The sequence below is a fragment of the Kitasatospora cheerisanensis KCTC 2395 genome, assembly GCF_000696185.1.
Lineage (GTDB): Bacteria > Actinomycetota > Actinomycetes > Streptomycetales > Streptomycetaceae > Kitasatospora > Kitasatospora cheerisanensis.
In genome coordinates this window covers 5,416,626-5,442,583 of the sequence record NZ_KK853997.1, presented here as the reverse complement: position 1 = coordinate 5,442,583, position 25,958 = coordinate 5,416,626, and the positions used below count along the sequence as shown (strand labels likewise).

General features: G+C 71.8%; 22 protein-coding genes, 1 rRNA gene and 1 pseudogene (1 of these 24 only partly in view). 9 read left to right on the top strand and 15 right to left on the bottom strand.

Annotated elements, in window-relative coordinates:
• Positions 1-398, bottom strand: a 16S ribosomal RNA gene (locus tag KCH_RS24805) (it extends 1,119 nt beyond the left edge of the window).
• A 1,552-nt stretch (positions 399-1,950) separates the two neighbouring features.
• Here KCH_RS24805 and KCH_RS24800 point away from each other — a divergent pair.
• Positions 1,951-2,679 (top strand): DUF4166 domain-containing protein, encoded by a 729-nt coding sequence (locus KCH_RS24800; protein ID WP_051653419.1) that lies wholly within the window; start codon positions 1,951-1,953, stop codon positions 2,677-2,679.
• Positions 2,680-2,727: 48 nt separating this feature from the next.
• On the top strand, positions 2,728-3,369 hold the full coding sequence (locus KCH_RS24795; RefSeq protein ID WP_035866611.1) for a TetR family transcriptional regulator: 642 nt from the start codon (positions 2,728-2,730) through the stop codon (positions 3,367-3,369).
• Positions 3,370-3,438: 69 nt separating this feature from the next.
• Here the strand turns inward: KCH_RS24795 and KCH_RS24790 are convergent, their stop codons facing one another.
• The 4 genes from KCH_RS24790 to KCH_RS24775 form a co-directional block, all read right to left on the bottom strand.
• Positions 3,439-4,962 carry a CoA-acylating methylmalonate-semialdehyde dehydrogenase gene (locus KCH_RS24790; protein WP_035866610.1) on the bottom strand — a complete coding sequence of 508 codons (1,524 nt, stop codon included), beginning with the start codon at positions 4,960-4,962 and terminating at the stop codon, positions 3,439-3,441.
• 106 nt (positions 4,963-5,068) lie between these two features.
• Positions 5,069-5,791, bottom strand: coding sequence for a hypothetical protein (locus KCH_RS24785; RefSeq protein ID WP_035866608.1), 723 nt, complete (start codon positions 5,789-5,791; stop codon positions 5,069-5,071).
• Between the two features lie 18 nt (positions 5,792-5,809).
• Positions 5,810-6,265, bottom strand: coding sequence for a hypothetical protein (locus tag KCH_RS24780; protein WP_035866606.1), 456 nt, complete (start codon positions 6,263-6,265; stop codon positions 5,810-5,812).
• Between the two features lie 122 nt (positions 6,266-6,387).
• Positions 6,388-7,902, bottom strand: a complete 1,515-nt coding sequence (locus KCH_RS24775; protein WP_035866605.1) for a gamma-aminobutyraldehyde dehydrogenase — start codon at positions 7,900-7,902, stop codon at positions 6,388-6,390.
• A gap of 184 nt (positions 7,903-8,086) precedes the next feature.
• Between KCH_RS24775 and KCH_RS24770 the strand changes: the two genes are divergently transcribed.
• Complete coding sequence (locus KCH_RS24770; protein ID WP_035866602.1) at positions 8,087-9,733, top strand: PucR family transcriptional regulator; 1,647 nt, start codon at positions 8,087-8,089, stop codon at positions 9,731-9,733.
• A 284-nt stretch (positions 9,734-10,017) separates the two neighbouring features.
• Here the strand turns inward: KCH_RS24770 and KCH_RS24765 are convergent, their stop codons facing one another.
• Positions 10,018-11,376: an aspartate aminotransferase family protein gene (locus tag KCH_RS24765; RefSeq protein WP_035866601.1), complete on the bottom strand. Its 1,359-nt coding sequence runs from the start codon at positions 11,374-11,376 to the stop codon at positions 10,018-10,020.
• Between the two features lie 160 nt (positions 11,377-11,536).
• Positions 11,537-12,982: a gamma-aminobutyraldehyde dehydrogenase gene (locus tag KCH_RS24760; protein WP_035866600.1), complete on the bottom strand. Its 1,446-nt coding sequence runs from the start codon at positions 12,980-12,982 to the stop codon at positions 11,537-11,539.
• A 265-nt stretch (positions 12,983-13,247) separates the two neighbouring features.
• Between KCH_RS24760 and KCH_RS24755 the strand changes: the two genes are divergently transcribed.
• From KCH_RS24755 to KCH_RS37755, 5 genes and pseudogenes are all read left to right on the top strand, one after another.
• Complete coding sequence (locus tag KCH_RS24755; RefSeq protein ID WP_014138339.1) at positions 13,248-13,721, top strand: Lrp/AsnC family transcriptional regulator; 474 nt, start codon at positions 13,248-13,250, stop codon at positions 13,719-13,721.
• Positions 13,718-15,112 (top strand): aspartate aminotransferase family protein, encoded by a 1,395-nt coding sequence (locus tag KCH_RS24750; RefSeq protein WP_035866597.1) that lies wholly within the window; start codon positions 13,718-13,720, stop codon positions 15,110-15,112. Before KCH_RS24755 ends, KCH_RS24750 begins: the two co-directional genes overlap by 4 nt.
• 214 nt (positions 15,113-15,326) lie before the next feature.
• A pseudogene (locus tag KCH_RS24745) lies at positions 15,327-16,046 on the top strand (ABC transporter ATP-binding protein); the annotation flags it as partial.
• Positions 16,047-16,396: 350 nt separating this feature from the next.
• Positions 16,397-16,807, top strand: coding sequence for a hypothetical protein (locus tag KCH_RS41625; protein ID WP_157032181.1), 411 nt, complete (start codon positions 16,397-16,399; stop codon positions 16,805-16,807).
• The gene (locus KCH_RS37755; protein ID WP_051653418.1) at positions 16,804-17,184 is read left to right on the top strand and encodes a hypothetical protein; all 381 of its coding nucleotides are present in this window, start codon (positions 16,804-16,806) and stop codon (positions 17,182-17,184) included. The genes KCH_RS41625 and KCH_RS37755 overlap by 4 nt, the downstream gene beginning before the upstream one ends.
• Positions 17,185-17,257: 73 nt before the next feature.
• Here KCH_RS37755 and rlmN read toward each other — a convergent pair whose 3' ends face one another.
• The 6 genes from rlmN to rpsB all read right to left on the bottom strand — a co-directional run bounded on the left by rlmN (position 17,258) and on the right by rpsB (position 22,972).
• A complete protein-coding gene (gene rlmN / locus KCH_RS24735) occupies positions 17,258-18,358 on the bottom strand; it encodes a dual-specificity RNA methyltransferase RlmN (protein ID WP_035866595.1) in 1,101 nt (366 codons plus the stop codon).
• 87 nt (positions 18,359-18,445) lie between these two features.
• Positions 18,446-19,312, bottom strand: coding sequence for a phosphatidate cytidylyltransferase (locus KCH_RS24730; protein WP_035866584.1), 867 nt, complete (start codon positions 19,310-19,312; stop codon positions 18,446-18,448).
• Between the two features lie 139 nt (positions 19,313-19,451).
• Positions 19,452-20,009: a ribosome recycling factor gene (frr, locus tag KCH_RS24725; RefSeq protein WP_035866581.1), complete on the bottom strand. Its 558-nt coding sequence runs from the start codon at positions 20,007-20,009 to the stop codon at positions 19,452-19,454.
• A 79-nt stretch (positions 20,010-20,088) separates the two neighbouring features.
• Positions 20,089-20,844: a UMP kinase gene (gene pyrH / locus KCH_RS24720; protein ID WP_035866578.1), complete on the bottom strand. Its 756-nt coding sequence runs from the start codon at positions 20,842-20,844 to the stop codon at positions 20,089-20,091.
• 284 nt (positions 20,845-21,128) lie between these two features.
• A complete protein-coding gene (tsf, locus tag KCH_RS24715) occupies positions 21,129-21,968 on the bottom strand; it encodes a translation elongation factor Ts (RefSeq protein ID WP_035866576.1) in 840 nt (279 codons plus the stop codon).
• A 131-nt stretch (positions 21,969-22,099) separates the two neighbouring features.
• A complete protein-coding gene (gene rpsB / locus KCH_RS24710; RefSeq protein WP_035866573.1) occupies positions 22,100-22,972 on the bottom strand; it encodes a 30S ribosomal protein S2 in 873 nt (290 codons plus the stop codon).
• An 841-nt stretch (positions 22,973-23,813) separates the two neighbouring features.
• On the opposite strand from rpsB, the gene KCH_RS24705 reads away from it, so the two are divergent.
• A complete protein-coding gene (locus KCH_RS24705) occupies positions 23,814-24,227 on the top strand; it encodes a M23 family metallopeptidase (RefSeq protein ID WP_208865978.1) in 414 nt (137 codons plus the stop codon).
• Between the two features lie 7 nt (positions 24,228-24,234).
• On the opposite strand, the gene KCH_RS24700 is transcribed toward KCH_RS24705, so the two are convergent.
• Positions 24,235-24,846, bottom strand: a complete 612-nt coding sequence (locus KCH_RS24700; protein WP_084223908.1) for a TetR/AcrR family transcriptional regulator — start codon at positions 24,844-24,846, stop codon at positions 24,235-24,237.
• A gap of 214 nt (positions 24,847-25,060) precedes the next feature.
• Positions 25,061-25,948, bottom strand: coding sequence for an RNA polymerase sigma factor WhiG (whiG, locus tag KCH_RS24695; RefSeq protein WP_084224259.1), 888 nt, complete (start codon positions 25,946-25,948; stop codon positions 25,061-25,063).
• Positions 25,949-25,958: the final 10 nt, after the last annotated feature.

Sequence of the window (25,958 nt, the reverse complement as noted above, 5' to 3'; positions counted from 1 at the left end):
CACGCGGCGTCGCTGCATCAGGCTTTCGCCCATTGTGCAATATTCCCCACTGCTGCCTCCCGTAGGAGTCTGGGCCGTGTCTCAGTCCCAGTGTGGCCGGTCGCCCTCTCAGGCCGGCTACCCGTCGTCGCCTTGGTAGGCCATTACCCCACCAACAAGCTGATAGGCCGCGGGATCATCCTGAACCGCCGGAGCTTTCCACCAACCCCCATGCGGGAGAAGGTCGTATCCGGTATTAGACCTCGTTTCCAAGGCTTGTCCCAGAGTTCAGGGCAGATTCCCCACGTGTTACTCACCCGTTCGCCACTGATCCACCCCGAAGGGCTTCACCGTTCGACTTGCATGTGTTAAGCACGCCGCCAGCGTTCGTCCTGAGCCAGGATCAAACTCTCCGTGAATGTCTCCACGGGGAGCGGCACAGCAACCACCGGAATAGGGCGGTCCTGCGCACTGCGTCCTCGCTAATATTACTTCATAAAGGAATCTCCAACCGATCAATCAAGACCGGCCGGGGATGTCAACATATCTGGCGTTGACTTTTGGCACGCTGTTGAGTTCTCAAGGAACGGACGCTTCCTTCGAGCCGCACTCCTGCGGACCCTCCGGGCGCTTCGTTCTTTCGTGTTTCCAGCTTATCAGATGTTTTCCGCTCCGTTTTCCGGAGTTTCGATCCGACTCGCTGTTGTCTTCTGCGACCTGACGGCCCGTCCGACGTTTCAAACTCTAGCCGATCCCCGCTCCGAAAAGCGAATCCGCCGCAATCTCCGAAAACGCGCACAACAAATACGAACGGAGACGCGAAAAGGACGCGACCCGTCAGGATCAGCTACTTGGTTCTCAGGGATTGGCCGCCCCGGGACCGTCCACACAGATGCGTGTCCGGTGCTCCCTGCCGAGCGACCAGTGAACACTACGCCGGATCCGCGCCAGGTGCAAACACCTCCGCGGGCAGCCGCCGGCCACTCGCCTCCCGCGGCTCTTGAGCGTTCGCTCAAACCTCTGCCATGATGGCCGCGCCACGGATTGAGCGATCGCTCAAATCCACCGACGGGGGGACATCCATGCCTGGTCAGAGGCGACGCTCGGCCGCGCCCATCTACGTCGAGCTGTCGATGCGCACGGATCTGGACACGCTCTGGGAGCTCACCCAGCAGCCGTGGCTGCACCAGCGCTGGGACGGCCGGTTCAGCCGGATCGACTATCTGCATCCGCCCGAACCCCAGCCGCCCGGCGGGGAGCGGCGGGGTGGGCCGGTCCGGTTCCGGTACCTGCTGGGGCCGGCTCGGGGGCCGGCGTTGACGGGGACGGGGGTGACGACGGCGGAGCGGTGGCGGGCGGACGGGCAGCGGGTGGGTGCCTTGCGGTTCGTTGCCGACTCGGGGTGGTCCCCGCTGCAGGAGGGTGCGGGGTATTGGCGCTACCTGCCGGAGACGGTGGCGCCGGACGGTGTCCCGACGGTCACCTTCGTCACCGGCTACGACTACCGCAGTTGGCCTTGGCCGGGCGGGGCGCAGCTGGACCGGTGGCTGGTGCGGCCGTTCGTCGGGTGGTTGACGGCGTGGTCGTTCGACCGGCTGCGGCTGTGGGCGGAGCGCGGCGTCTCGCCGGAGCGGGCGCTCCGGCACTGCCTGGGCGAGATCGCGGCGCGGGCGGGAGTCGCGGCCCTCGCGGCGTGGGGCACCGCGGCGGCGACGGGCCGGCCCGCGGCGGGCGTGCTGACCGCGGGGGCGCTGCTGGCGCTCTCCGCAGTCGTCCCCCGTCCCGCCTCACTCCGGCCGCGCGCCGCTGCCGGCGGCGCCCGCAACGGAGGGCGGCCCGTCCGCCGGAGCTGCTGGCCGCCCTCGCCCCGCCGTCCGCAGCGGACAGCGCCGTCCGCAGCGCTAGCGCCGTCGGCTTCCGACAGCACGGTCCGGCATTCCCGAAGACGACCACGAGCACCTTGGAGCAGGTATGACCATCACCGCTGTCGCCCCGTCCGTCTGCCCCGCCGCCACCCGGACCCGGTCGATCTTCCATGCGGCGCTCGGCAAGGATTTCGACCGGCTGCATCCGGAGTTGCAGCGCCGGTTCGGCTTCTCCAGTGCGGACGGGATCGCCTGCATAGGTACGGGGCGGATGGAGCGGATCGAGCGCGGGTCGCGCCTACTGGTGCCGTTGCTGTGGGCGGGGACGCGGCGGAACATCCTGTTTCCGGAGCAGGGCCGGGAGGTGCCGTTCACGATCGCCAATTACGCGTACCGGGACGGGTACGGGCGGGAGACGGTGACGTTCGTGCGGACGTTCCAGTTCACCCGGCCGCGGCGCTTCGACGCGACGATGGTCGCGGCGCCGGGGCGGCCGGGGACGGTGCTCGACTATCTGGGGACGCATCAGCACCTGGCGGTGGGTCTGCGGCTGGGGGTGACGCCGCGCGGCGGGCTGGTGATCTCCTCGGAGGCGCACCGGGTGGCCTCGCTGGTCGGTGCGCCGGTGCTGCCGGAGTTGCTGACGGGGCGGGCGGATCTGCACGAGTGGTTCGACGAGGAGGCGGGTCGGTTTCGGATCCGGGTGCGGGTGACCAATCCGGTGGTGGGGCTGGTGCTGGGGTACCAGGGGTGGTTCACGGCGGAGTACCCGCGGGTGGGGGCGGAGGGGGTTCCGCGTCATGTGCGTCCGGTCCGCGAGTACGTCCGGGGGTAGCGGGATGCGGGCGACCGGCCGGGGCGGCCGACGGCTACGCTGCGGCGCATGAGCGACACACGTGAGCGGTTGATGGATGCGGCCATCGGTGCGCTCAAGCGGCAGGGGATCTCGGGGGTTTCGGCGCGGAGCATCGCCGCGGAGGTCGGGGCCAATCAGGCGCTGGTGTTCTACCACTTCAAGACGGTGGAGGGGCTGCTCGCGGCGGCGGCGCTGCGTGAGACGGGGCTGCGGCTGGAGCGGTACCGGGAGCGGTTCGCGGAGGTGCGGTCGCTGCGCGAGCTGCTGACGGTGGGTCAGGAGCTGCACGCGCGGGAGCGGGAGGACGGGAACGTCGCGCTGCTGGGGCAGTTCCTGGCGGGGGCGAAGGGATATCCGCAGCTCGCGGAGGTGACGGGCGACGCGCTGCGGCTGTGGACGGTGGAGATCGAGGCCGTCCTGGCGCGGCTGTTCACGGGTCATCCGCTGGCGGAGTTCCTCGATCTGGCGGGTCTGGCGCGGGCGGTGACGGCGGGCTTCATCGGCCTGGAGTTGTACGACGGCGTGGATCCGGAGGGTGCGGCGGGGGCGTTCGCGGCGCTGGACCAGCTGGGGGTGCTGGTCGAGGTGGTGGACGGGCTGGGTCCGGTGGTGTCGCGGGCGGTGCGGGCGACGGTGCGCCGGCAGGTGCGGAACAGCGGCGCGGAGTAGCCGTCCGACGCGGGAACGCCGAACGGCCGGCCCCCTGGCAGGGGGCCGGCCGTTCGGCGTTCGGCGGTGTCAGCTGTTGGTGGGGAAGCCGAGGTTGATGCCGCCGTGCGAGGGGTCGAGCCAGCGCTGGGTGACGGCCTTGCCGCGGGTGAAGAACTGGACGCCGTCGGCGCCGTAGGCGTGGCTGTCACCGAACAGCGAGGCCTTCCAGCCGCCGAAGGAGTAGTAGGCGACGGGGACGGGGATCGGCACGTTGATGCCGACCATGCCGACCTCGACCTCGTTCTGGAAGCGTCGGGCCGCGCCGCCGTCGTTGGTGAAGATGGCGGTGCCGTTGCCGTACGGGTTGTTGTTGATCAGGTCCAGGCCCTCGTCGTAGGAGGGGACGCGGACGATCGACAGGATCGGGCCGAAGATCTCGTCGTTGTAGACGGACATGCCCGGCTTGACGTGGTCGAACAGGGTGGGGCCGAGCCAGAAGCCGTCGGTGGTGGGGGCGCCGTTGGCGTCCTCGCCGGTGATGGCGTGCTTGCGGCCGTCGACGGCGAGCTCGGCGCCGTCGGCGACGCCGGACTCGACGTAGGAGGTGACCTTGTCGCGGTGGACGCCGGTGACCAGCGGGCCCATCTCGGAGTCGCCGTTGCAGCCGGGGCCGACCTTGAGGGTGGCCATCCGCTCCTTGATCTTGGCGACCAGTTCGTCGCCGATCGGGTCGACGGCGACCAGGACGGAGACGGCCATGCAGCGCTCGCCGGCCGCGCCGAAGCCGGCGTTGATGGCGGCGTCGGCGGCCAGGTCGAGGTCGGCGTCGGGGAGCACCAGCATGTGGTTCTTGGCGCCGCCGAGGGCCTGCACGCGCTTGCCGTAGCGGGTGCCGGTCTCGTACACGTAGCGGGCGATCGGGGTGGAGCCGACGAAGGAGACCGACTTGACGTCGGGGTGCTCCAGCAGGCGGTCGACCGCGACCTTGTCGCCGTGGACGACGTTGAAGACGCCGTCGGGGAGGCCGGCTTCCTTCCACAGTTCGGCGATGAAGTTGGCCGCGGACGGGTCCTTCTCGGAGGGCTTGAGGATCACCGTGTTGCCGGCCGCGATGGCGATCGGGAAGAACCACATCGGCACCATGGCCGGGAAGTTGAACGGCGAGATGATGGCGACCGGGCCGAGCGGCTGGCGGATCGAGTAGACGTCGACGCCGGTGGAGGCCTGCTCGGTGAAGCCGCCCTTGATCAGCTGCGGGATGCCGCAGGCGTACTCGACGACTTCCTGGCCGCGGGCGAGCTCGCCGAGGGCGTCGGAGTGCACCTTGCCGTGCTCGGAGACGATGATCGCGGCGAGTTCGTCCTTGCGGGCGTTGAACAGCTCGCGGAAGTTGAACAGCACCTGGGTGCGCTTGGCGATGGACGCCTTGCGCCAGGAGGTGAAGGCCTGGGCGGCGGCGGCGACGGCCTGGTCGACCTCGGCGATCTCGGCGAAGTCGACGTGGCCGGTGACCTGGCCGGTGGCCGGGTCGAAGATGTCGCCGCGGCGGGGCGCGGTTCCGGCGGTGGCGACGGACTGGCCGCCGATCCAGTGCGTGATGTGCTTGCTCAAGGGTCTCTGCCTCCGATGTCCACGGATGTCCCGCGCTCGTTCTCCAGTCTGCGCGGCCTGCCCGGCGCGCTCAACGAGCACCCTGACGGGGAAGCGCGATTCACCCTTACAGGTCGTCGGACGCCCCGTCGGGGTCGGCGTCGTCCAGGTACGGGTCGTGCAGTCCGTCGGCGAGTTCGGTGGTCTCCAGCAGGTCGAGCCGCAGGTCCTGGGCCCAGTTCTCGGCCCACTGCCGGGTGTCGTCGGCGCCGGAGGGGAGCGGCGCGGCGGCGCTCTCCAGCCGGTCGGCGAGCGTCGCGGCGGTGAACTCCTCGTCGAACGCGGCCGCCAGGGCGAGGAGTTGCCCTTCGCGCAGCCGGGCGGTGAGCGCGTGCACGGTGAACAGCTCGGCGGGCAGGGCGCGTTCGCACAGGGTGAGGACGGCGAGCGCGGCCGCGTCCTCCAGTGCGGCGACCGGGACGGGGGCGTCCTCGGGCAGCACCGGCGGGCGGGTCAGCGGTTCCCGGCGCAGCTCGATGCCCACCCTGGACTCGCCGTCCACAACGGCGAGTTGGTGGCGGCGGGCGGTGCCGGGGGCGGCCTCGGTGCGGTGGCCGGCGGCGCGCAGGGTCTCGGCGAGTCCGGCGGCGAGGTCGCCGAGCGGCGGGCCTTCGGCGGTGACCAGCAGCAGGTCGGCGCCGTGGACGCGGACCGGCAGGCCGTGCAGGCGGAGCGCGTCCGGTCCGGCGAGTGCGAGGGCGTGCCGCAGGCAGTAGGGCTGCGCGTCCGTGAGCAGGCGGGTGTGCCGGTCGCGGACGGGCGGCCCGGGGTCGGCGGTGCTGGTGTCCATGGGGACAGTGTGGGCCGTTCAGCGCGGGAATCGCGGGCAGTGCAGGTGCGCGGCGGCGTCGTGCAGGGCGAGTTCGAGGGCGGCGGGGTCGACGAGGCGTCCGCTGCGGTGCGGGGGGATCAGCCAGTGCGGGCCGCGGGTGGGGAGTTCGGGGTGCGGGACGGCGATCCAGGTGCCGTCGCCGGAGCGGCGGATGCCGGTGCCGAGCCAGCGGTCGGCGGTGCCGACGGGGACGAGGAAGCCGACGGTGTCCCCGGCCGGGTCCTCCAGGACGGGGCCGCCGCCGGGCCGGTCGAGCAGGGCGGCGGCGGGGCGGCCGAGCGGGCCGGGGGCGTGCAGGACGTCCCAGCGGCGGCCGGCGGGCAGCAGGGCGAGGCCGAGGCCGGTGCGTTCCCAGGTGCGGCGGCAGTCGTCGGGGTCGGGGGCGGCGTCGGCCAGCCAGTGCAGGGCGCTGGGGTGGCGGGTGGTGCTCACGTGCGGTTCCTCGTCTCTCCCGGTGACGGGCAGCGGGCGGGGTGCCTGCTGTCGCCACCGGGAAGAGCGGGGTACCGGTGTTCTCTTACACGGGTCGCGGGCCCCGGGGGCCCGGCGTTCCGTCAGCGGTCGCCGAAGACGGTGCGGTGCCAGTCCTTGCGGGCGACCGCGGTGGTGTCGAACATGACGTGCTTGACCTGGGTGTACTCGTCGAGCGAGTACTGGGACATGTCCTTGCCGTAGCCGGAGGCCTTGTACCCGCCGTGCGGCATCTCGCTGATGATCGGGATGTGGTCGTTCACCCAGACGCAGCCGGCCGCGATCTCGCGGGTGGCGCGCAGCGAGCGGTGGATGTCGCGGGTCCAGGCGGAGGCGGCCAGGCCGTAGGGGGTGTCGTTGGCGAGGCGCAGGCCCTCCTCGTCGCTGTCGAACGGCAGGACGACGAGCACCGGGCCGAAGATCTCGCCCTGGACGGCCTCGCTGTCCTGGGCGGCGCCGGTGATCAGGGTGGGGCGGTAGTAGGCGCCGCGCGAGAGGTCGTGGCCGTCGTGGCCCTTGCCGTCGGCGGGGCCGCCGGTGACGACGGTGGCGTAGGAGCGGGCGCGTTCGACGAAGCCGGCCACGCGGTCGCGGTGGGCGAAGGAGACCAGCGGGCCCATGTCGGTCTGCGGGTTCAGCGGGTCGCCGAGGCGGATCGCGGCGTACAGCTCGGCGACGCCGGCCACGAAGGCGTCGTACAGCGGGCGCTGGACGTAGGCGCGGGTGGCGGCGGTGCAGTCCTGGCCGCCGTTGATCAGCGAGGCGGCGACGGCGCCGTGCACGGCGGCGTCCAGGTCGGCGTCGTCGAAGACCACGAACGGGGCCTTGCCGCCGAGTTCGAGGTGGGTGCGCTTGACGGTGGCGGTGGCGATCTCGGCGACCCGCTTGCCAACGGCGGTGGAGCCGGTGAAGGACACCATGGCGACGTCGGGGTGGCCGATCAGGTGCTCGCCGGCGGTGCGGCCGGCGCCGGTGACGACGTTGACGACGCCGTCGGGGATGCCGGCGTCGGTGCAGGCCCGGGCGAACAGCAGCGAGGTCAGCGGGGTGATCTCGGCGGGCTTGAGGACGATGGTGTTGCCGGCGGCGATGGCCGGCAGGATCTTCCAGGCGGCCATCTGCAGCGGGTAGTTCCACGGCGCGATGCTGCCGATCACGCCGATGGCCTCGCGGCGCACGTACGAGGTGTGGTCGCCGCTGTACTCGCCGGCGGCCTTGCCTTCGAGGTTGCGGGCGGCGCCGGCGAAGAACGCGGTGTTGTCGATGGTGCCGGGGACGTCGAACTCGGTGGACAGCTTGATCGGCTTGCCGGTCTGCGCGGTCTCGACCCGGGCGAACTGGCCGGCCCGGTCGGCCAGGATGCCGGCCAACCGGTTCAGCGCCTCGGAGCGGGCGCCGGGGGTGGCGCCGGACCACTCGGGCAGCGCGGCGCGGGCGGCGGCGACGGCGGTGTCGACGTCGGCGGTGGAGGCCAGTTCGACCTGCTGGACGGTGCTGCCGTCGGCGGGGTTGACCACGTCGAACGGTTCGCCGCCGGAGCCCCGGGTCGGGCGGCCCGCGATGTACTGCGCGCCGTCGTTGAAGCTGGTCAGGTCCATGAGTTGCCTCCATTGCCTACTCGACCCGGCCGACGATGCCTCGGTTCGGGTGCTCGGGGCAAGCGTCACTCAGCAACGGCCCGGGCGGGCGGCCTTACACGCTGCAAGGCTCCGCCGGGGCGACACAGCGTCGCGGCAGGGCATGATTGACTTGACACCCTGAAACCCCCTGGAGGTGTCCGCGATGCTGCCCACCGTCGCCCGCGTGCTCGATCTCGACGTGATGCGGCGCGGCCTGCCCCAGGTGGTGGCGGGCGCCGGCGCGCTGGAGCGCCCGGTGCGCTGGGTGCACGTCAGCGAGCTGCCGGACGTCGCGGGCGTGCTGCGCGGCGGCGAGCTGGTGCTGTCCACCGGCATCGCGCTCCCGGAGGACCGGGACGGCCTGGCCCGGTACGTGCGGGAGCTGGCCGAGATCGGGGTGGCCGGGCTGGTGATCGAGTTCGGCCGGCGCTACTTCGACTCGCTGCCGCGGGCGCTGGTCGCGGCGGCCGAGCGGCACAACCTGCCGCTGGTGGTGCTGCGCCGGGAGCTGAAGTTCGTCGCGGTGACCGAGGCGGTGCACGCCCTGGTGGTGAACGCGCAACTGGAGCAGCTGCGGGTGTCCGAGGCGGTCCACCAGGTGTTCAACGAGCTGGCCACCGAGGGCGCGGAGCCCGCCGAGGTGGTCCGGCAGGTCGGCCGGATGGCGGGCGCGCCGGTGGTGCTGGAGAACCTGGCGCACCAGGTGCTGGCGCACGACACGGCGGGGCGCGGCGAGCAGGAGCTGCTGGAGAACTGGGAGCACCGCTCGCGCGGCGTCAACCCGCCGGGCCGGACCGGCTACGACCCGCGCTCGGGCTGGCTGGTGACCACGGTCGGCGCGCGCGGCCAGGACTGGGGCCGGCTGGTGCTGGTCGACGAGCCGGTGCCGCTCCCGCCGGACGTGCCGCACCCGCACGCGATGCTGCTGGAGCGCGGCGCGGCAACGCTGGCGCTGAACCGGCTGGTGGTGCGCGACCGCGAGTCGCTGGAGCGGCAGACCCACCGCACCCTGCTGTCGGGCATCCTCACCCACGCGCTCACCGTCTCCGAGGTGTCGCTGCGCGCCCAGGCGCTGGGCGTCCCGCTGGAGGGCCGCCGACTGGTCGGCGTGGTGCTGAGGCAGCGTCAGGGACCGCTGCCCGCCGCGCTGGAGGCGCAGGCCCGGCTGCGCGACTTCACCGAGCTGGCGGCCACCGCGATCCGCTCCGCCCGGCTGTCCGCGCTGGTCGGCGCGCTGGACGACGAGGGCGTGGGCGTGCTGGTCGCGCTCGGCTCGCAGCAGGACGAGCACGCCTCGCTGGAGGCGTTCGCGGCGGCGCTGCGCCGGCTGTCCGCGGAGGCCGGCCGGGACGGCGCGGCCGCCGAGCCGGTGATAGCGGTCGGCTCCTCGGTGGGCTCGGTCCGCGACGCCCGCCGCACCCTGCTGGAGGCCACCCAGGTCGCCGACGCCGCACTGCACGACGCCCCGGGCAACCGCGCCGCCTACTACCGGCTGCCCGACGTCCGCCTGCGCGGCCTGCTCCACCTGCTCCGCGACGACGAGCGCCTGCAGACCTACGTGGAGCGCGAGCTCGGCCCGCTGCTCGCCCACGACGCCGAGCACGGCGGCCAGTTGGTGCAGATGCTGCGGATCTACCTGGAGCAGGGCCGGAACAAGTCCGCCGCGGCCGACGCCGCCCACCTGTCCCGCCCGTCCTTCTACGACCGGCTCCACAAGGTCGAGCGCATCCTCGGCATCGACCTGGACCAGGTGGAGTCCTGCCTGTCGCTGCACGTGGCCCTGCTGGCACTGGACGCGGTGCGCCGCTGACGGCTGGTCAGCGCGGGCCGAGGGCGACGGGGCTGGCGAACTCCTTCTCGGTGATCTCCAGCGCGGCCGGCGACCCGTCCGCGAAGTGCAGGTCGATGCGGTCGGACTCCCAGGTGTGCCGGGGTTCGACGCGGCGCAGCCGGGCGTAGGGCAGTCCGCCGAGCGCACGCGGGGTGCGGCTCGCACCGCTGCCGGCCAGCAGGATCCGCCGGTCGGTGAAGACCGGCCGCCGACAGCACGGAGGCCCCGGGCGGTCGCCCGGGGCCTCCTTCGCCGACGGTTCGTCAGACGGTGTGCGCGTCCGTGAGGGTGAGCACCTCGTCCAGCACCGCGAGGCCGGTCTTGGCGTCCTCCTCGCTGATGTTGCACGGCGGAACGACGTGGAAGCGGTTCATGTTGACGAACGGCCACAGGCCGCGCTGCTTGCACGCCGCGGCGAGCTGCGCCATCGGCGCGTTGTCGGCGCCGGCCGCGTTGTACGGCACCAGCGGCTCGCGGGTCTCGCGGTTCTTCACCAGGTCGAGCGCCCAGAACACGCCGAGGCCGCGGACCTCGCCGATCGACGGGTGACGCTCCGCCAGCTCGCGCAGGCCGGGGCCGAGCACGGTCTCGCCGATGTGCTTGGCGTGCTCCACGATGCCTTCCTCGGCCATCGTGTTGATGGTGGCCACGGCGGAGGCGCAGGCCAGCGGGTGGCCGGAGTAGGTGAGGCCGCCGGGGAACGCCTTCTGCGCGAAGGTCTCGGCGATCGCCCCCGAGATGGCCACGCCGCCGAGCGGCAGGTAGCCGGAGTTGACGCCCTTGGCGAAGGTCAGCAGGTCCGGGGTGATGCCCCAGTGGTCGGCGGCGAACCACGCGCCGGTGCGGCCGAACCCGGCCATCACCTCGTCCAGGATGAACACGATCCCGTACTTGTCGCAGATCTCCCGCACGCCCGCCAGGTAGCCGGCCGGCGGCACCAGGATGCCGGCGGTGCCGACCACCGTCTCCAGGATGATCGCCGCGACGGTGCCGGGGCCCTCGAACGCGAGGGTCTGCTCCAGGTGCGCGAGCGCGCGCTCGCACTCCTGCGCCTCGTTCTCGGCGTGGAAGTTGGAGCGGTACGCGTACGGACCCCAGAAGTGCACGATGCCGGAGACGCCGGTCTCGTTCGCCCAGCGGCGCGGGTCACCGGTCAGGGTGATCGCGTTGGCGGTGGCGCCGTGGTACGAGCGGTAGGTGGAGAGCACCTTGTGACGGCCGGTGTGCAGCCGGGCCATCCGGATCGCGTTCTCGTTCGCCTCGGCGCCGCCGTTGGTGAAGAAGATCTTGTCCAGGTCGCCGGGGGTGCGCTCGGCGATCAGCCGGGCGGCCTCGCTGCGCGACTCCTCGGCGAAGCCGGGGGCGATGGTGCACAGCTGGGCGGCCTTCGCCTGGATCGCGGCGACCACCTTCGGGTGCTGGTGCCCGATGTTGGTGTTCACCAGCTGCGAGGAGAAGTCCAGGTAGCGGTTGCCGTCGTAGTCCCAGAAGTACGAGCCCTCGGCACCGGCCACCGCGAGGGGGTCGATCAGGGCCTGGGCGGACCACGAGTGGAAGACGTGCGCGCGGTCGGCGGCCTTGACGGCCTGCCCGGCGACCGAGTCAGCGGAGGAAGTGCTCATGCGCCCAGCGTAGGGACGCGCCCCTCCCCCAGGCAGATGCAGCCTGTCACGGAGGGCGTGTCGCGCCCTGACAACGTGAAGGGGCGCGAGGAACAGATCCTCGCGCCCCTTCCCATCGGACTCAGACAGCGGTCGTACTGCGCCCGACCGTCCTGACCCGCTAGATCGCGGTCATGACGTGCTTGATCCGGGTGTAGTCCTCGAAGCCGTAGGACGACAGGTCCTTGCCGTAGCCGGACTTCTTGAAGCCGCCGTGCGGCATCTCGGCGACCAGCGGGATGTGGGTGTTGATCCACACCGCGCCGAAGTCCAGGCGGCGGGACATCCGCATCGCGCGGGCGTGGTCCTTGGTCCAGACCGAGGAGGCGAGCGCGTACTCGACGCCGTTCGCGTACTCGACGGCCTGCTCCTCGTCGGTGAACTTCTGCACGGTGATGACCGGGCCGAAGACCTCGTTCTGGATGATCTCGTCGTCCTGGTTCAGGCCGGAGACCACGGTCGGGGCGTAGAAGTAGCCGACCTCGCCGACCCGGTGGCCGCCGGCCTCGACCTTGGCGTGCGCGGGCAGGCGCTCGATGAAGCCGGTGACCTGCTTCAGCTGGTTGGCGTTGTTGAGCGGGCCGTACAGCACGTCCTCGTCGTCGACGCCGCCGGTCTTGGTGTCCTTGGCGGCCTTGGCGAGCGCCTCGACGAACGCGTCGTGGATCGACTCGTGCACCAGCACGCGGGTGGCGGCGGTGCAGTCCTGGCCGGCGTTGAAGTAGCCGGCCATGGAGATGCCCTCGACGGCCTCGGCGATGTCGGCGTCCTCGAAGACGACGACGGGGGCCTTGCCGCCGAGCTCCAGGTGGACCCGCTTGACGTCCTTCGCGGCGGACTCGGCGACCTGCATGCCGGCCCGGACCGAGCCGGTGATGGAGGCCATCGCCGGGGTGCGGTGCTCGACCATCAGGCGGCCGGTCTCGCGGTCGCCGCAGATCACGTTGAAGATGCCGGCCGGCAGCTCCATGTCCTTCAGCACGCCGCCGATGATCTCGGCGAGCAGCACGGTGGAGGCGGGGGTGGTGTCGGACGGCTTGAGCACGACGGCGTTGCCGGCGGCGATCGCCGGGGCGAACTTCCAGACGGCCATCATCATCGGGTAGTTCCACGGCGCGACCTGCGCGCAGACGCCGACCGGCTCGCGGCGGACGATGGAGGTCATGCCGTCCATGTACTCGCCCGCGGCCTTGCCCTCCAGCAGGCGGGCGGCGCCGGCGAAGAAGCGCAGCTGGTCGACCATCGGGCCGATCTCCTCGGAGAGGGTCAGCGCGCGCGGCTTGCCGGTGTTGCGGACCTCGGCGTCGACGATCTCGTCGGCCCGGGACTCGACCGCGTCGGCGATCTTGAGCAGCAGCTTCTGCCGGGTGGACGGGGTGGAGTCGCGCCAGATCGGGAACGCGGCGGCGGCCGCTGCCATCGCGGCGTCCACGTCGGAGGCTCCGGACAGCGGGGAGGTCGCGTACACCTCGCCCGTGGTCGGGTCGACGATGTCGAGCGTGCGGCCGTCCGCAGCGTCGACGAACTCGCCGTTGATGTAGTTGCGCAGCGTACGAAGCTCGCTCACGGTCTCTCCTCGGTCTGGGCCTGCGTCGTTGCAGCCCCGGGCGCCAGATTACTCCGGGCCCGGTCGGACACAGCATGTCAGCGACAAGCCACGATCGGCGGTGTGCACGCTCGCGCGTGTACGTAGCCAGAGTACCCTTGTCACTGCCGTAATCGACAGGGCCCCGCCCGAAGCGCCACGCATTCCGTTCTTGATCATCGAAAGAACGACGAAATCAGCAGAACCACCGCTTGCGATTCCTCCGCCCGTCGGGCACAGTGTCGGCGTGGCCAACCGTGACCGGAACGCCAGCGTTCCCCTCGACGCCGCCTCCAAGGCGATCATCGAGCAGCTCCAGGAGGACGGGCGCCGTCCGTACGCCGCCATCGGCAAGGCCGTGGGCCTGTCCGAGGCGGCCGTCCGGCAGCGCGTCCAGAAGCTGCTCGACCAGGGCGTGATGCAGATCGTCGCCGTCACCGATCCCCTCACCGTCGGCTTCACCCGCCAGGCGATGGTGGGCATCCGCGTCGAGGGCGACATCGAGCCGGTCGCGGACGCGCTGGCCGCGTTCGACGAGGTCGACTACGTGGTCTGCACCGCGGGCTCGTTCGACCTCCTCGCGGAGCTGGTGTGCGAGGACGACGAGCACCTTCTCGAACTGATCAACAAGCGCATCCGCTCGCTTCCCGGCGTGCGGAGCACCGAGAGCTTCGTTTACCTGAAGCTCCGGAAACAGACCTACACCTGGGGCACCCGATGACAGCCGAGCCGGCGCAGAAGGACCTTTCCAAGACCGCCTACGACCACCTGTGGATGCACTTCACCCGCATGTCGTCGTACGAGAACTCCCCCGTGCCGACGATCGTCAAGGGCGAAGGCACCTACGTCTGGGACGACAAGGGGCGCAAGTACCTCGACGGGCTCGCCGGCCTGTTCGTCGTCCAGGCCGGCCACGGCCGCGAGGAGCTGGCCGAGGCCGCTGCCAAGCAGGCCAAGGAGCTCGCCTTCTTCCCGGTGTGGAGCTACGCCCACCCGAAGGCCGTCGAGCTGGCCGAGCGCCTGGCCAACTACGCGCCGGGCGACCTGAACAAGGTCTTCTTCTCCACCGGTGGCGGCGAGGCCGTCGAGACCGCCTGGAAGCTCGCCAAGCAGTACTTCAAGCTGACCGGCAAGCCGACCAAGTACAAGGTCATCTCCCGCGCGGTCGCCTACCACGGCACCCCGCAGGGCGCCCTGTCGATCACCGGCCTGCCGGGCCTGAAGGCCCCGTTCGAGCCGCTGGTGCCGGGCACCCACAAGGCGCCGAACACCAACATCTACCGCGCCCCGTCCTTCCTGGCCGGCCCCGACGGCACGGTGGACCCGGAGGCCTACGGCCGCTGGTGCGCGGACGAGATCGAGGTGGCCATCCTCAACGAGGGCCCCGAGACCGTCGCCGCCGTCTTCGTCGAGCCGGTGCAGAACGCCGGTGGCTGCTTCCCGCCGCCGCCCGGGTACTTCCAGCGCCTGCGCGAGATCTGCGACCGCCACGACGTGCTGCTGGTCTCGGACGAGGTCATCTGCGCCTTCGGCCGCCTCGGCACCATGTTCGGCGCCGACAAGTTCGGCTACCAGCCCGACATGATCACCTGCGCCAAGGGCATGACCTCGGGCTACTCCCCGATCGGCGCCACGATCATCTCGGACCGCCTCGCCGAGCCGTTCTACAAGGGTGACAACACCTTCCTGCACGGCTACACCTTCGGTGGTCACCCGGTGTCCTCCGCGGTGGCGCTGGCCAACCTCGACATCTTCGAGCGCGAGGGCCTGAACCAGCACGTCCTCGACAACGAGTCGAAGTTCCTGGCCACCCTGAACAAGCTGCGCGACCTGCCGATCGTCGGCGACGTCCGCGGCAACGGCTACTTCTACGGCATCGAGCTCGTGAAGGACAAGGTCACCAAGGAGTCGTTCAACGACGACGAGGTCGAGCGCGTCCTGTACGGCTTCCTGTCGAAGGCGCTGTTCGACAACGGCCTGTACTGCCGCGCCGACGACCGTGGCGACCCGGTCGTCCAGCTGGCCCCGCCGCTGATCTCCGACCAGTCGACCTTCGACGAGATCGAGCAGATCCTGCGGACCAGCCTGACCGACGCGTGGGCGAAGATCTGATCGTCTGAGCTTTTTTCCCCACCCTCCACCGAAGGGCGGCCCCGACTCCTCACCGTCGGGACCGCCCTTCGGCGTGTCCGGGAACGATTCGGCGACCGCACGCCGCTTTCGTGGTGATTCCGCCCGGTTCGGGTCAGTGCGGCGCGCCCGCACAGCCGTCCGATCGTTCTAATCTGACGACTGTCATATCCCCGTCGGCACCTGGATGGATCACATGTCAGCGGCCCCGCCCGACAACGACGTGCTCTGGGCCCGAGGGATCGTCAAGTCCCACCACGGCACGCCCGCCCTGCGCGGCGTCTCCCTCGCCGTCCGCGAGGGCGAGATGCTCGCCGTCACCGGACCGCGCGGCTCCGGCAAGTCCACGCTGCTCGGCTGCCTGTCCGCGCAACTCCCGGTCGACGAGGGCGAGGTCTGGTTCCACAGCGCCCCCGTGCACACCCTCGGCCGGGCCGGCCGCGAACGGCTGCGCCGCGAACGCTTCGGCTGGGTCGGCCCCGAGCCGCACCTGGTACCGGAACTGACGGCCCGTGAGAACGTCGCCCTGCCGCTGCTGCTGGCCGGCGCCGGCCACCGGGCCGCCCACCGCGCCGCCGGCGAGTGGCTCGACCGCCTCGATGTCACCGGCTGCGCCAAGCTCCGGCCCGCCGACCTCCCGCAGGACATCCGCCAGCGGATCGCCGTCGCCCGCGCGCTCGCCCCCGAACCGCCCGTGGTGTTCGCCGACGACCCCACCGCCCCGCTGCACCGCGACGCCCGCGAACAGGTCCTGCGGATACTGGCCAGCGCCGCCCGCTCCCACCACCTGACCCTGGTCATCGCCACCCACGACCCGGAGCTCGCCCGCTACGCCGACCGCACCGTCCGCCTGGTCGACGGCCGGATCGAGGCCGCCCCGCCGCTGCCGCCGTCGCCGCCGGGCGCTGAGAGGGCCGACGTGTACTACCTCGCACTCGCCCGTGGCTACCGCGCCCTCGACCTGGCCCGCTGGCTGCTCACCGCCGGCGCCGCCGCCGTGGTCGCCGCGTTCCTGCTGCGGGCCCTCGGCCGGGCCCTCGCCGAACCCGCCGCCGGCCCGACCGCCTGCTCTGGTGCCTGCCCCCGCTGGCCGCCGTCGCCTGGTTCGCGGCCGTCGCCGCCCGCGCCGTCCCCGCCCAGCACCCCGAGCGGATCACCGGCCTGACCGCCGCCGGCGCCGGGCCCGCCCGGATCCGGCTGCTGATCGCCGGCGAGATCGCCCTCGCCTGCGCACTCGGCTCGGCCCTCACCCTGCTGCTCTTCCTGGTGCTGCGCAACGACATCGCCGGGCCCTCGCTCGCCCCCGACATCGGCATGGGCGTCCCGCTGCCCGCGGCCGCGCCCGTCACCCTGCTCGCCGTCCCCGCGCTGGTGGCCGGCGTCGCCGCGGCCTGCGCCATCCGCTTCCCCGACGCCCTGCCCGGCCGGCCCGCCGAGCCCGCCCGGCCCGCTGGACCGCCCGCCGCGCCGCCCTGCCCGCGCCCCTGCTGCTCGCCGGGATCGGCCTCGAACTGTACGGACTGCGGCCGGGCGCCACCGACGCCGAACGCACCCTCGACCTGCCCGGTGGCCTGCCCGCCACAAGCCCCGCCCTGCTGGCCGGCTGGACCCTCGCCGCCCTCGCCCTCGCCCTGTGGACCGGGCCGCTGCTCGCCCTCGCCGGCCGGCTGCTGGTGATCCGCCGGCCCGCGCCGCTGCGCCTGCTGTCCGGCCGCGCCCTCACCGCCCAGTCGCACCGGCTCGGCGCGCCGCTGGCCGTCCTCACCGCGATCTCCGCGCTGCTGCTGGTGGCCGGCCGCAACTGGGCCCGGGAGGACGCCGAGGTGCCGGTGCTCACCCTGGTCGAGGGCCTGCTGATCCTGGCCTGCACCGTCGCCGCGGTCGCCGCGCGCCTGCTGGAACTGCGCTCCGAACGCCGCCCCACCGCCGCCGCCCTGGACCGCCTCGGCGCCCCGGCCGGCCTGCTCACCGGCACCGTCGTGCTGCGCGCCCTCGGCGCCGGCACCGTCCTGCTGGTGACCGGCGGCCTGACCCTGGCGCTCTGCCCGCTGTAACCGCCCGGCACCGGAAGACGCGAACTCCCCGGCGGTCCTCCGTCGAGGACCACCGGGGAGTTCGTCCGCTGCCTCAGCCCGCCGCGGCCAGCTGACCGCAGGCGCCGTCGATCTCCTGACCGCGGGTGTCGCGGACGGTGGTGGGCACGCCGTGCGCCTGCAGCCGGCGGACGAACTCGCGCTCGTCCTCCGGGCGGGAGGCCGTCCACTTCGAACCCGGAGTCGGGTTGAGCGGGATCAGGTTCACGTGCACCCGCTGGTTCTTGATCAGCCGGCCGAGCAGGTCCGCCCGCCACGCCTGGTCGTTGATGTCCTTGATCAGCGCGTACTCGATCGACACCCGGCGGCCGGACTTCTCCGCGTAGTTCCAGGCGGCGTCCAGCACCTCGGCGACCTTCCACCGGGTGTTCACCGGCACCAGCTCGTCACGCAGTTCGTCGTCCGGGGCGTGCAGCGACAGCGCGAGGCGGCAGCTCAGGCCCTCGTCCGCGAACCGGTGCATCGCCGGGACCAGGCCGACCGTGGAGACCGTGATGCCGCGCTGCGAGAGCCCGAAGCCGTCCGGCGCCGGGTCGGTGAGGCGGCGGATCGCCGACAGCACCCGGTTGTAGTTCGCCAGCGGCTCGCCCATGCCCATGAACACCACGTTGGACAGCCGAGCCTCGCCGCCGGGCACCGAGCCCGACTTCAGGTCGCGCATGCCGGCGGCGATCTGCTCGACGATCTCGCCGGTCGACAGGTTCCGGGTCAGCCCGGCCTGACCGGTCGCGCAGAACGGGCAGTTCATGCCGCAGCCGGCCTGCGAGCTGATGCACATCGTCACCCGGTCCGGGTACCGCATCAGCACCGACTCGACCAGCGTGCCGTCGAAGAGCTTCCACAGCGTCTTGCGGGTCTCGTCGTCGTCGCACGAGACGTGCCGCACCACGGACATCAGCTCGGGCAGCAGCGCCTCGGTCAGCTTGCTCCGGCTGGCCGCAGGGATGTCCGTCCAGCTCTCCGGGTCGTTCGACATCCGGCCGAAGTAGTGGTTCGACAACTGCTTCGCGCGGAACGGCTGTTCGCCCAGCTCGGCGACGGCCTCCTTGCGCTCGGCAGGGCTGAGGTCGGCAAGGTGTCGCGGGGGCTTGGCGCCGCGCGGCGCGACAAAGGTCAGTTCTCCGGGCTTAGGCATGGTTGTTCCAGTGTCTCAGACCGCGGAACCTCCCCCGAAAACGGCGAACGGCCCCCGCGGGCGGGGGCCGTTCCGGACTGCGGGGCGTCAGTTGCCGACGAAGACCGTGAGCAGCAGCCAGACCACCGGGGCGGTCGGCAGCAGGGAGTCCAGGCGGTCCATGATGCCGCCGTGGCCGGGGAGCAGGGTGCCCATGTCCTTGATGCCGAGGTCGCGCTTGATCATCGACTCGGCGAGGTCGCCCAGGGTCGCGGTGACGGCCGCGCAGCCGCCCAGGATCAGGCCCTGCCACCAGGCGCCGCCGTCGATCAGGAAGTGCATCAGCAGCGCGCCGGCGATCATCGACAGGCCGATGCCGCCCGCCAGGCCCTCCCGGGTCTTGCCGGGGCTGATGGTCGGCGCGAGCTTGGTGCGGCCGAACTTGTAGCCGACGGCGTACGCGCCGGTGTCCGAGCAGATGGTGACCACCAGGAACAGCAGGATCCGCCAGGCGCCGTCGTCCGCGGCCAGCATCAGCGCCACGAAGGTCGCCAGGAACGGCACGTAGAAGGCGGTGAACACGCCGGCCGTTATGTCGCGCAGGTAGTTCTCCGGCGGCGTGGCCATCCGGGCGACCATCATCGCCAGGCCGGTGAGCGCCAGCACCGCGGCCGACCACTGGCCGCCCTCGAAGTAGCCGGTCACCACCATGCCGACGCCGCCGATCAGCAGCGGGACCTGCGGGACGTGGACGTCCTTGCGCTCGGCGAGGCGGCTGGTGAGCTCCCGGATGCCGACCGCGACGGCGGCGGCCACCACCACCATGAAAACCGCCTTGACCACGAACAGCGAGGCCGCGACCACCGCCCCGAGGCCGACTCCCACACCTATCGCGGCGGGCAGGTTGCGGCCGCCGCGCGGCTTGCGGGGCTGCTGGTCGGTCTGGGCCACGGGGCTCTCCTGGGCGGGGGGCATGAACTGAGTCTGTGCCGCGCCGCCCCCTCGTCATGCCGGAGGCCGCCGCGAGTGACCCGTTTGGTGCCGGCCCGGGTCGAGCCGCGCCCCGGGCCGGGCGGTCCTGCCGCCGGTCCGGGGCGTACGCGCGGGGTCTGGATCAGACCTCCAGCAGCTCGGCTTCCTTGTGCTTGAGCAGCTCGTCGATCTGCGCCACGAACTTGGCGGTCAGGTCGTCGAGCTCCTTCTCGCCGCGGCGGCCGTCGTCCTCGCCGATCTCCTTGTCCTTGACCAGCTTGTCGATCGCGTCCTTCGCCTTGCGGCGGACGGAGCGGACCGAGACCTTGGCGTCCTCGCCCTTGCCGCGGGCCTGCTTGATGTACTCGCGGCGGCGCTCCTCGGTGAGCTGGGGCAGCACCACCCGGATGACGGAGCCGTCGTTCGACGGGTTGACGCCCAGGTCCGAGTCGCGGATCGCGGTCTCGATGGCCTTCAGCGCGGTCTTGTCGAACGGCGTCACCATGGCCATCCGCGGCTCCGGCACGGAGAACGAGGCCAGCTGGTTGATCGGCGTCAGGGCGCCGTAGTACTCGGCGACGATCTTGGCGAACATCGCCGGGTGCGCACGGCCGGTGCGGATGGCGGCGAGGTCGTCCTTGGCGACCGCGACGGCCTTCTCCATCTTCTCCTCGGCCTCGAGGAGGGTCTCGTCAATCACTGTGTGCTCCCTGTCCGGTTCATCTGCTGTTGTCCGTACCGGTGCCCCGGACGGCTGTTGCTGCTCAGTGCCCCGGTGCCTAGGCCCGGGCGGAGTCCTCGCTGATGAGTGTGCCGATCTTCTCACCCTTGACCGCACGGGCGATATTGCCCTCGGCGAGCAGTTCGAAGACCAGGATCGGCAGACCGTTGTCCTTGCACAGGGTGATCGCGGTCAGGTCGGCGACCTTCAGGTCGCGGGAGATCACCTCGGTGTAGTCCAGCGCGTCGAACCGGACCGCGGCCGGGTTGGTGCGCGGGTCGGAGTCGTACACCCCGTCGACGCCGTTCTTGCCCATCAGCAGGACGTCGGCGTGGATCTCCAGGGCGCGCTGCACGGCGGTGGTGTCGGTGGAGAAGTAGGGCATGCCCATGCCCGCGCCGAAGATCACCACGCGGCCCTTCTCCAGGTGCCGGATGGCGCGCAGCGGCAGGTACGGCTCGGCGACCTGGCCCATCGTGATCGCGGTCTGCACGCGGGTCTCCATGCCCTCCTTGATCAGGAAGTCCTGGAGCGCGAGGCAGTTCATCACGGTGCCCAGCATGCCCATGTAGTCGGAGCGGGCCCGGTCCATGCCGCGCTGCTGGAGTTCGGCGCCGCGGAAGAAGTTGCCGCCGCCGATCACGATGGCGACCTCCGTCCCGGCGCGGACCACCGTGGCGATCTCACGGGCGATGGCGTGCACCACGTCCGGGTCGACGCCGAGGCCGCCTCCGCCGGCGAACGCCTCGCCGGACAGCTTGAGCAGTACCCGGCGGCGGGTGCCGTCCGGCGCGGTCTCCTGCGTCTCCTGCATGGACTTTCCCTTCTCCGCCTGCTGGTCAGCAGATCTGCAAGTGCTACTCACGGCGCCGGACGTGCGGGCCCGGTGCCGTGTACACGAGAGGAGGCCACTGCCGCGGGAACCGGTACGGTCTCCTGCACGGCAATGGCCTCCTCGTCGTTCATGGTGCCGACGCCGCCCTCACGGGGTACTGGAGGGCGCGGTCGGCGCGTTCCTCCATCCGTACGGACGGGCGCTCTCCTACCTTAAGTCCGGCACGGGGCCGGACCTGGCGGGACGAGCTGCGCGGAACGGTCTCAGGCGCCGACGCGGAAGCGAACGAAGCGCTTGAGGGTGACGCCGGCCTCGTCGAGGACCTTGGCGACGGACTTCTTGTTGTCCTTGGCGAACGCCTGCTCCAGGACGGCGTTCTCCTTGACGAAGCCGGTGACGCGACCCTCGACGATCTTCGGCAGGGCAGCCTCGGGCTTGCCCTCCTCGCGAGCGGTGGCCTCGGCGACGCGGCGCTCGTTCTCCAGCTCCTCGGCCGGGATCTCCTCGCGGGAGAGGTACTTCGGCGCGAAGGCGGCGATGTGCTGGGCGACGTCCTTGGCGGTCTCGGCGTTCTCCTTGTCGAGCTCGACGAGAACACCGATGGTCGGCGGCAGGTCCGGGTCCGACTTGTGCATGTAGACCGCGACGAAGCCGTCGTTGTCGAACTGGGCGAAGCGACGGAAGACGATCTTCTCGCCCAGGGTCGCGTTGGCCTCGTCCACGAACTGCTGGACGGTCTGGCCGGGGGCGATCTCGGAGGCCAGGGCGGCGTCCAGGTCGGCCGGGGAGGTGGCGGCAACGTGCGCGGCGATCGCGTTGGCGACCTCGACGAACTTGCCACCCTTGGCGACGAAGTCGGTCTCGCAGTTCAGCTCGACCAGAACGCCGGACTTCTTGTCCTCGGCGATCAGCGCGGCGACGGCGCCGTTGGAGGCGTCGCGGCCCTCGCGCTTGGCAACGCCCTTCTGGCCCTTGATGCGCAGGAGCTCGACGGCCTTCTCGACGTTGCCCTCGGCCTCGTCCAGGGCCTTCTTGCAGTCCATCATGCCGGCGCCGGTGAGCTCACGGAGCTTCTTGACGTCCGCGGCGGTGAAGTTCGCCATGGTGTGATCTCTTCTCACGTCTCGCGTGTCTGCGTGGGAAAGTGCCGGGGCCCGAGGTACGGGCCCCCGGCACGGGAGAGAGGGGCACCCACCGGCTCAGCCCGGCCGGTGCCCCTCACCCTGGTGGTACGTCAGGCCTGCTCGGCCTCGGCGGCCGGAGCCTCGGCAGCGGCCTCGGCGGCCGGAGCCTCCGCAGCGGGCGCCTCGGCGGCGGGGGCCTCGGCAGCCTTCTCGCCCTCGAGGATCTCCTTCTCCCAGGCGGCCAGCGGCTGGTCGGCGCCCGGCTCGGCCTTCGCGTCGCCCTTGGCGACACCGGCGCGGGACTTCAGGCCCTCGGCGACGGCGTCGGCGATCACGCGGGTCAGCAGGGTGACGGAGCGGATCGCGTCGTCGTTGCCCGGGATCTTGTAGTCGACCTCGTCGGGGTCACAGTTGGTGTCGAGGATGGCGACGACCGGGATGTTGAGCTTCCGGGCCTCGCCGACCGCGATGTGCTCCTTCTTGGTGTCCACGATCCAGACAGCGCTGGGAACGCGCTGCATGTCGCGGATACCGCCGAGGGTCTTCTCCAGCTTGTCGTACTCGCGCTGGAGGACCAGGAGCTCCTTCTTGGTGAGGCCCGAGCCGGCCACATCCGTGAAGTCGATCTCGCTGAGCTCCTTGAGGCGCTGCAGACGCTTGTAGACGGTCGAGAAGTTGGTCAGCATGCCACCCAGCCAGCGCTGGTTGACGTACGGCATGCCCACGCGGGTCGCCTGCTCGGCGATGGCCTCCTGGGCCTGCTTCTTGGTGCCGACGAAGAGGACGCTGCCGCCGTGGGCAACGGTCTCCTTGACGAACTCGAAGGCGCGGTCGATGTAGTTCAGCGACTGCAGGAGGTCGATGATGTAGATGCCGTTGCGCTCCGTGAAGATGAAGCGCTTCATCTTCGGGTTCCAACGACGGGTCTGGTGACCGAAGTGGACGCCGCTCTCCAGCAGCTCCCGCATCGTGACGACGGCCATGTGCCGTGCTCCTCTGTGTTGCCCGGCGCGCCGCGACGCAGTGCGTTCTGCGGGGTGCCGGGGTTCTCGGTTTGTCCGTGCCGGTCGGGCGACCGTCACGCCTGACGCCCCGACGTGCCAAGCCGCTTTGCCTGCACGGGGCTTGCGGCCTCGGCAGGCTCGGCGGACCGAGCGGCACTCGCACCGGCGACTGCTCCCGGAGGGGGCGGGCCGTCGGTGGCGGGGCGTGCGAAGTCGACCCGGCAGACCGGGTCGCGTGTGAAGTGTACGGGAAGCCCCGAGCGGCGGGCGACTCCGTGCGGCCCCGCCGCCCTGTTCAGCACCGCTCCGGGCCCGTGGCCGCCCGCCGTTCACCCCTGCGGGGGACGGCAGTTGTCCACAGCCCCCGGTCTGTCCACAGCTTCCGGAAACGGCGGGCGGAGCCGGCTCCTCGACGTCCAGGGTGGGGTTCCGCCTGCTGAGCGGGCTTGTCGCGGTTTGCGCCGGGTGTTGGCGCTGTGCCGGTTTCGTCGCGTTAAGGGGAGGTTGGCGTGCGGTGGTGGCGGGTTCGGGCTCGGGCCCTCGCTCGGGCGTTCGCTCGGGTGTTCGCTCGGGCGTTCGCCCGGGCTTCCGATCGGGTTCCGGTGGGACGGGGCGGGGTGGTTCCGGTGCGGGCGCTGCGGGCGGGGGTGCTGCGGGCGGCGGTGCTGCGGGCGGGGGTGGCGCTGGTGGTGGTCGGGCGGTGCTCGCGCCCGTGCCGGGCGGCGGGGCGGGGCGGTGGCGGGGGTTCGGGGCGTCCGGTGATGGTGGTCGCGGCGGGGTTCTCCGGGGCGGTGGGCCCGGGCCGGGGCGGGTGTGGCCGGTGGGCGACCGGTCGGCGCTGCTGCGGAGGTTCGATCCACCGCCGGTGCGCTGGGCGGCCGGGCACCGCGGCGTCGACCTGGCGGCCGCGCCTGGGACGGTGGTGCGGGCGGCCGCGCCCGGCATGGTGACCTTCTCCGGGCAGGTGGCAGGGCGTCCCGTCGTGGTGGTGACCCACTCCGGCTCGGGCGCTCCCCCGCTGCGGACCACCTACCTGCCGGTGGCGGGCTCGGCGCCCGTCGGCACCGCGGTCGCGGCGGGCGACCCGATCGGCGAACTGACCGCCGACTCCGGCCACTGTCCCGTCGACTGCCTGCACTGGGGACTGCTCCGCGGCACCCGCTACCTCGACCCGCTCGCCCTGCTCGGCACCGGTCGGGCCCGTCTGCTGCCGCTCGACCCGCCGGCGCCCTGAGGCCCGCTCAGCCCTCGTCCGTCTCGCCGTCCGCCACGGCGGCGGTGGCTGCTGCGCCGGCGGGCCGGAGGCCGTTCAGGGCGAACCGCACCGCTGCGTCGGCGATCTCCGCGCTGTCGGTGGACTCCCGGGCCCGCTCGATCTGCCGGACCGCGGCCTCCACCACACCCTGCAGCAGCGAGGCCGCGACGGCGGGCCGGGCGTGGCCGAGCTCCTCCAGGGTGCGCACCACCATCGCGGTCAGGCCGGTGTGCGCCGCCCTGATCCGCGCCCGCGCGGCGTCGTCGAGCTCGTACTCGGCGACGGCCACCACGGCGCGGTGCACCGGGTCTGCGGCGAGCGCCAACTGTCCCCGGACGTAGGCTTCGACGCGCTCGGCCGCGCCCTCGCGGGCCGCCATGCCGGCCTCGATCTCGGCGGCCCACAGCGGGAGATCCACCGTGCAGAGCGCTTCCACCAGCTCCGACTTGGACCGGAAGTACTCGTACACCGAGGACCTGGCGAGGCCAGTACGCGCGGCGAGCGCGCCGAAGTTCAGCGCCTCCCTGCCGCCCTCCGCCAACAGGACGCGCGCGGCGTCCAACAGTGCTGCCTGCTGCAACTGTCGATGCTCGGCCACCGTGGCCGCCCGGATTTTCGGCACGCCCCAACTCTACGGACGCCGACGGCCGACGGGGGCGCACACCGCGCACCCCGCCGGCCCAGCTGCCGGGCCCTGTCCCGTCCGGTCATCCGGCCGGTCGTCCGGTCGGTCGTCCGGTCGCTTGGACGGGTGGCCTGGACGGCCGGTTGGACGGCGGGTTGGACGGCCGGTTGGACTGCCGACGTGGCGGTCAGCGGGCGTCGGACATCTTCGCCCGCAGTTGCAGCACCGACTTGGTGTGGATCTGGCTGACCCGGCTCTCGGTGACCCCGAGCACCTGGCCGATCTCGGCGAGCGTGAGGCCCTCGTAGTAGTAGAGCGTCACCACGGTCTTCTCCCGTTCGGGCAGGGTGTTGACCGCGGAGGCCAGCAGGCGGCGCAGTTCGCGGTCCTCGGCGATCTCGACCGGGTTGTCGGCGCCGTTGTCCGGCAGCGTCTCCACCAGGGTCAGCCGGTCGCCGCCCTCGCCGGCCGAGTGCAGCAGTTCGTCGAGCGCCACCACGTTGGCCAGCGACAGCTGGCTGAAGATCGTGTGCAGGTCGTCCAGCGAGATGCCCATCTCCGACGCCACCTCGGGGTCGTGCGGCGTCCGCCGCAGCCGGGCCTCCAGGGTGGCGTAGGCCCGTTCGACCGCCTTGGCCTTCTGCCGCACCGACCGGGGGATCCAGTCCAGCGCCCGCAGTTCGTCGATGATCGCCCCGCGGATCCGGCTGATCGCATACGTCTCGAACTTGATCGCCCGATCGATGTCGAACTTCTCGATGGCGTCGATCAGTCCGAAAATCCCCGAGGACACGAAGTCCGCCTGCTCCACGTTGGCCGGCAGCCCGACCCCGACCCGGCCCGCGACGTACTTCACCAACGGCGAGTAGTGCAGGATCAGTTGGTCCCGCAGCCCGTGGTCACCGGTCTCCTTGTACGAACGCCACAGCGCCTGCAGCGCCGACTGGTCCGTCCCCTTCGCGCTCCCCCGTTCCGCTCCCCTGCCCGTGGTGGCGCTCGCCGCTGCCCCTCCGGCGACGCCCGCACCGCTCGACCCGGCCCCGCTCGCTGCGGGCGCCGCCGCAGGCGCGGGCACCGTCATGCCG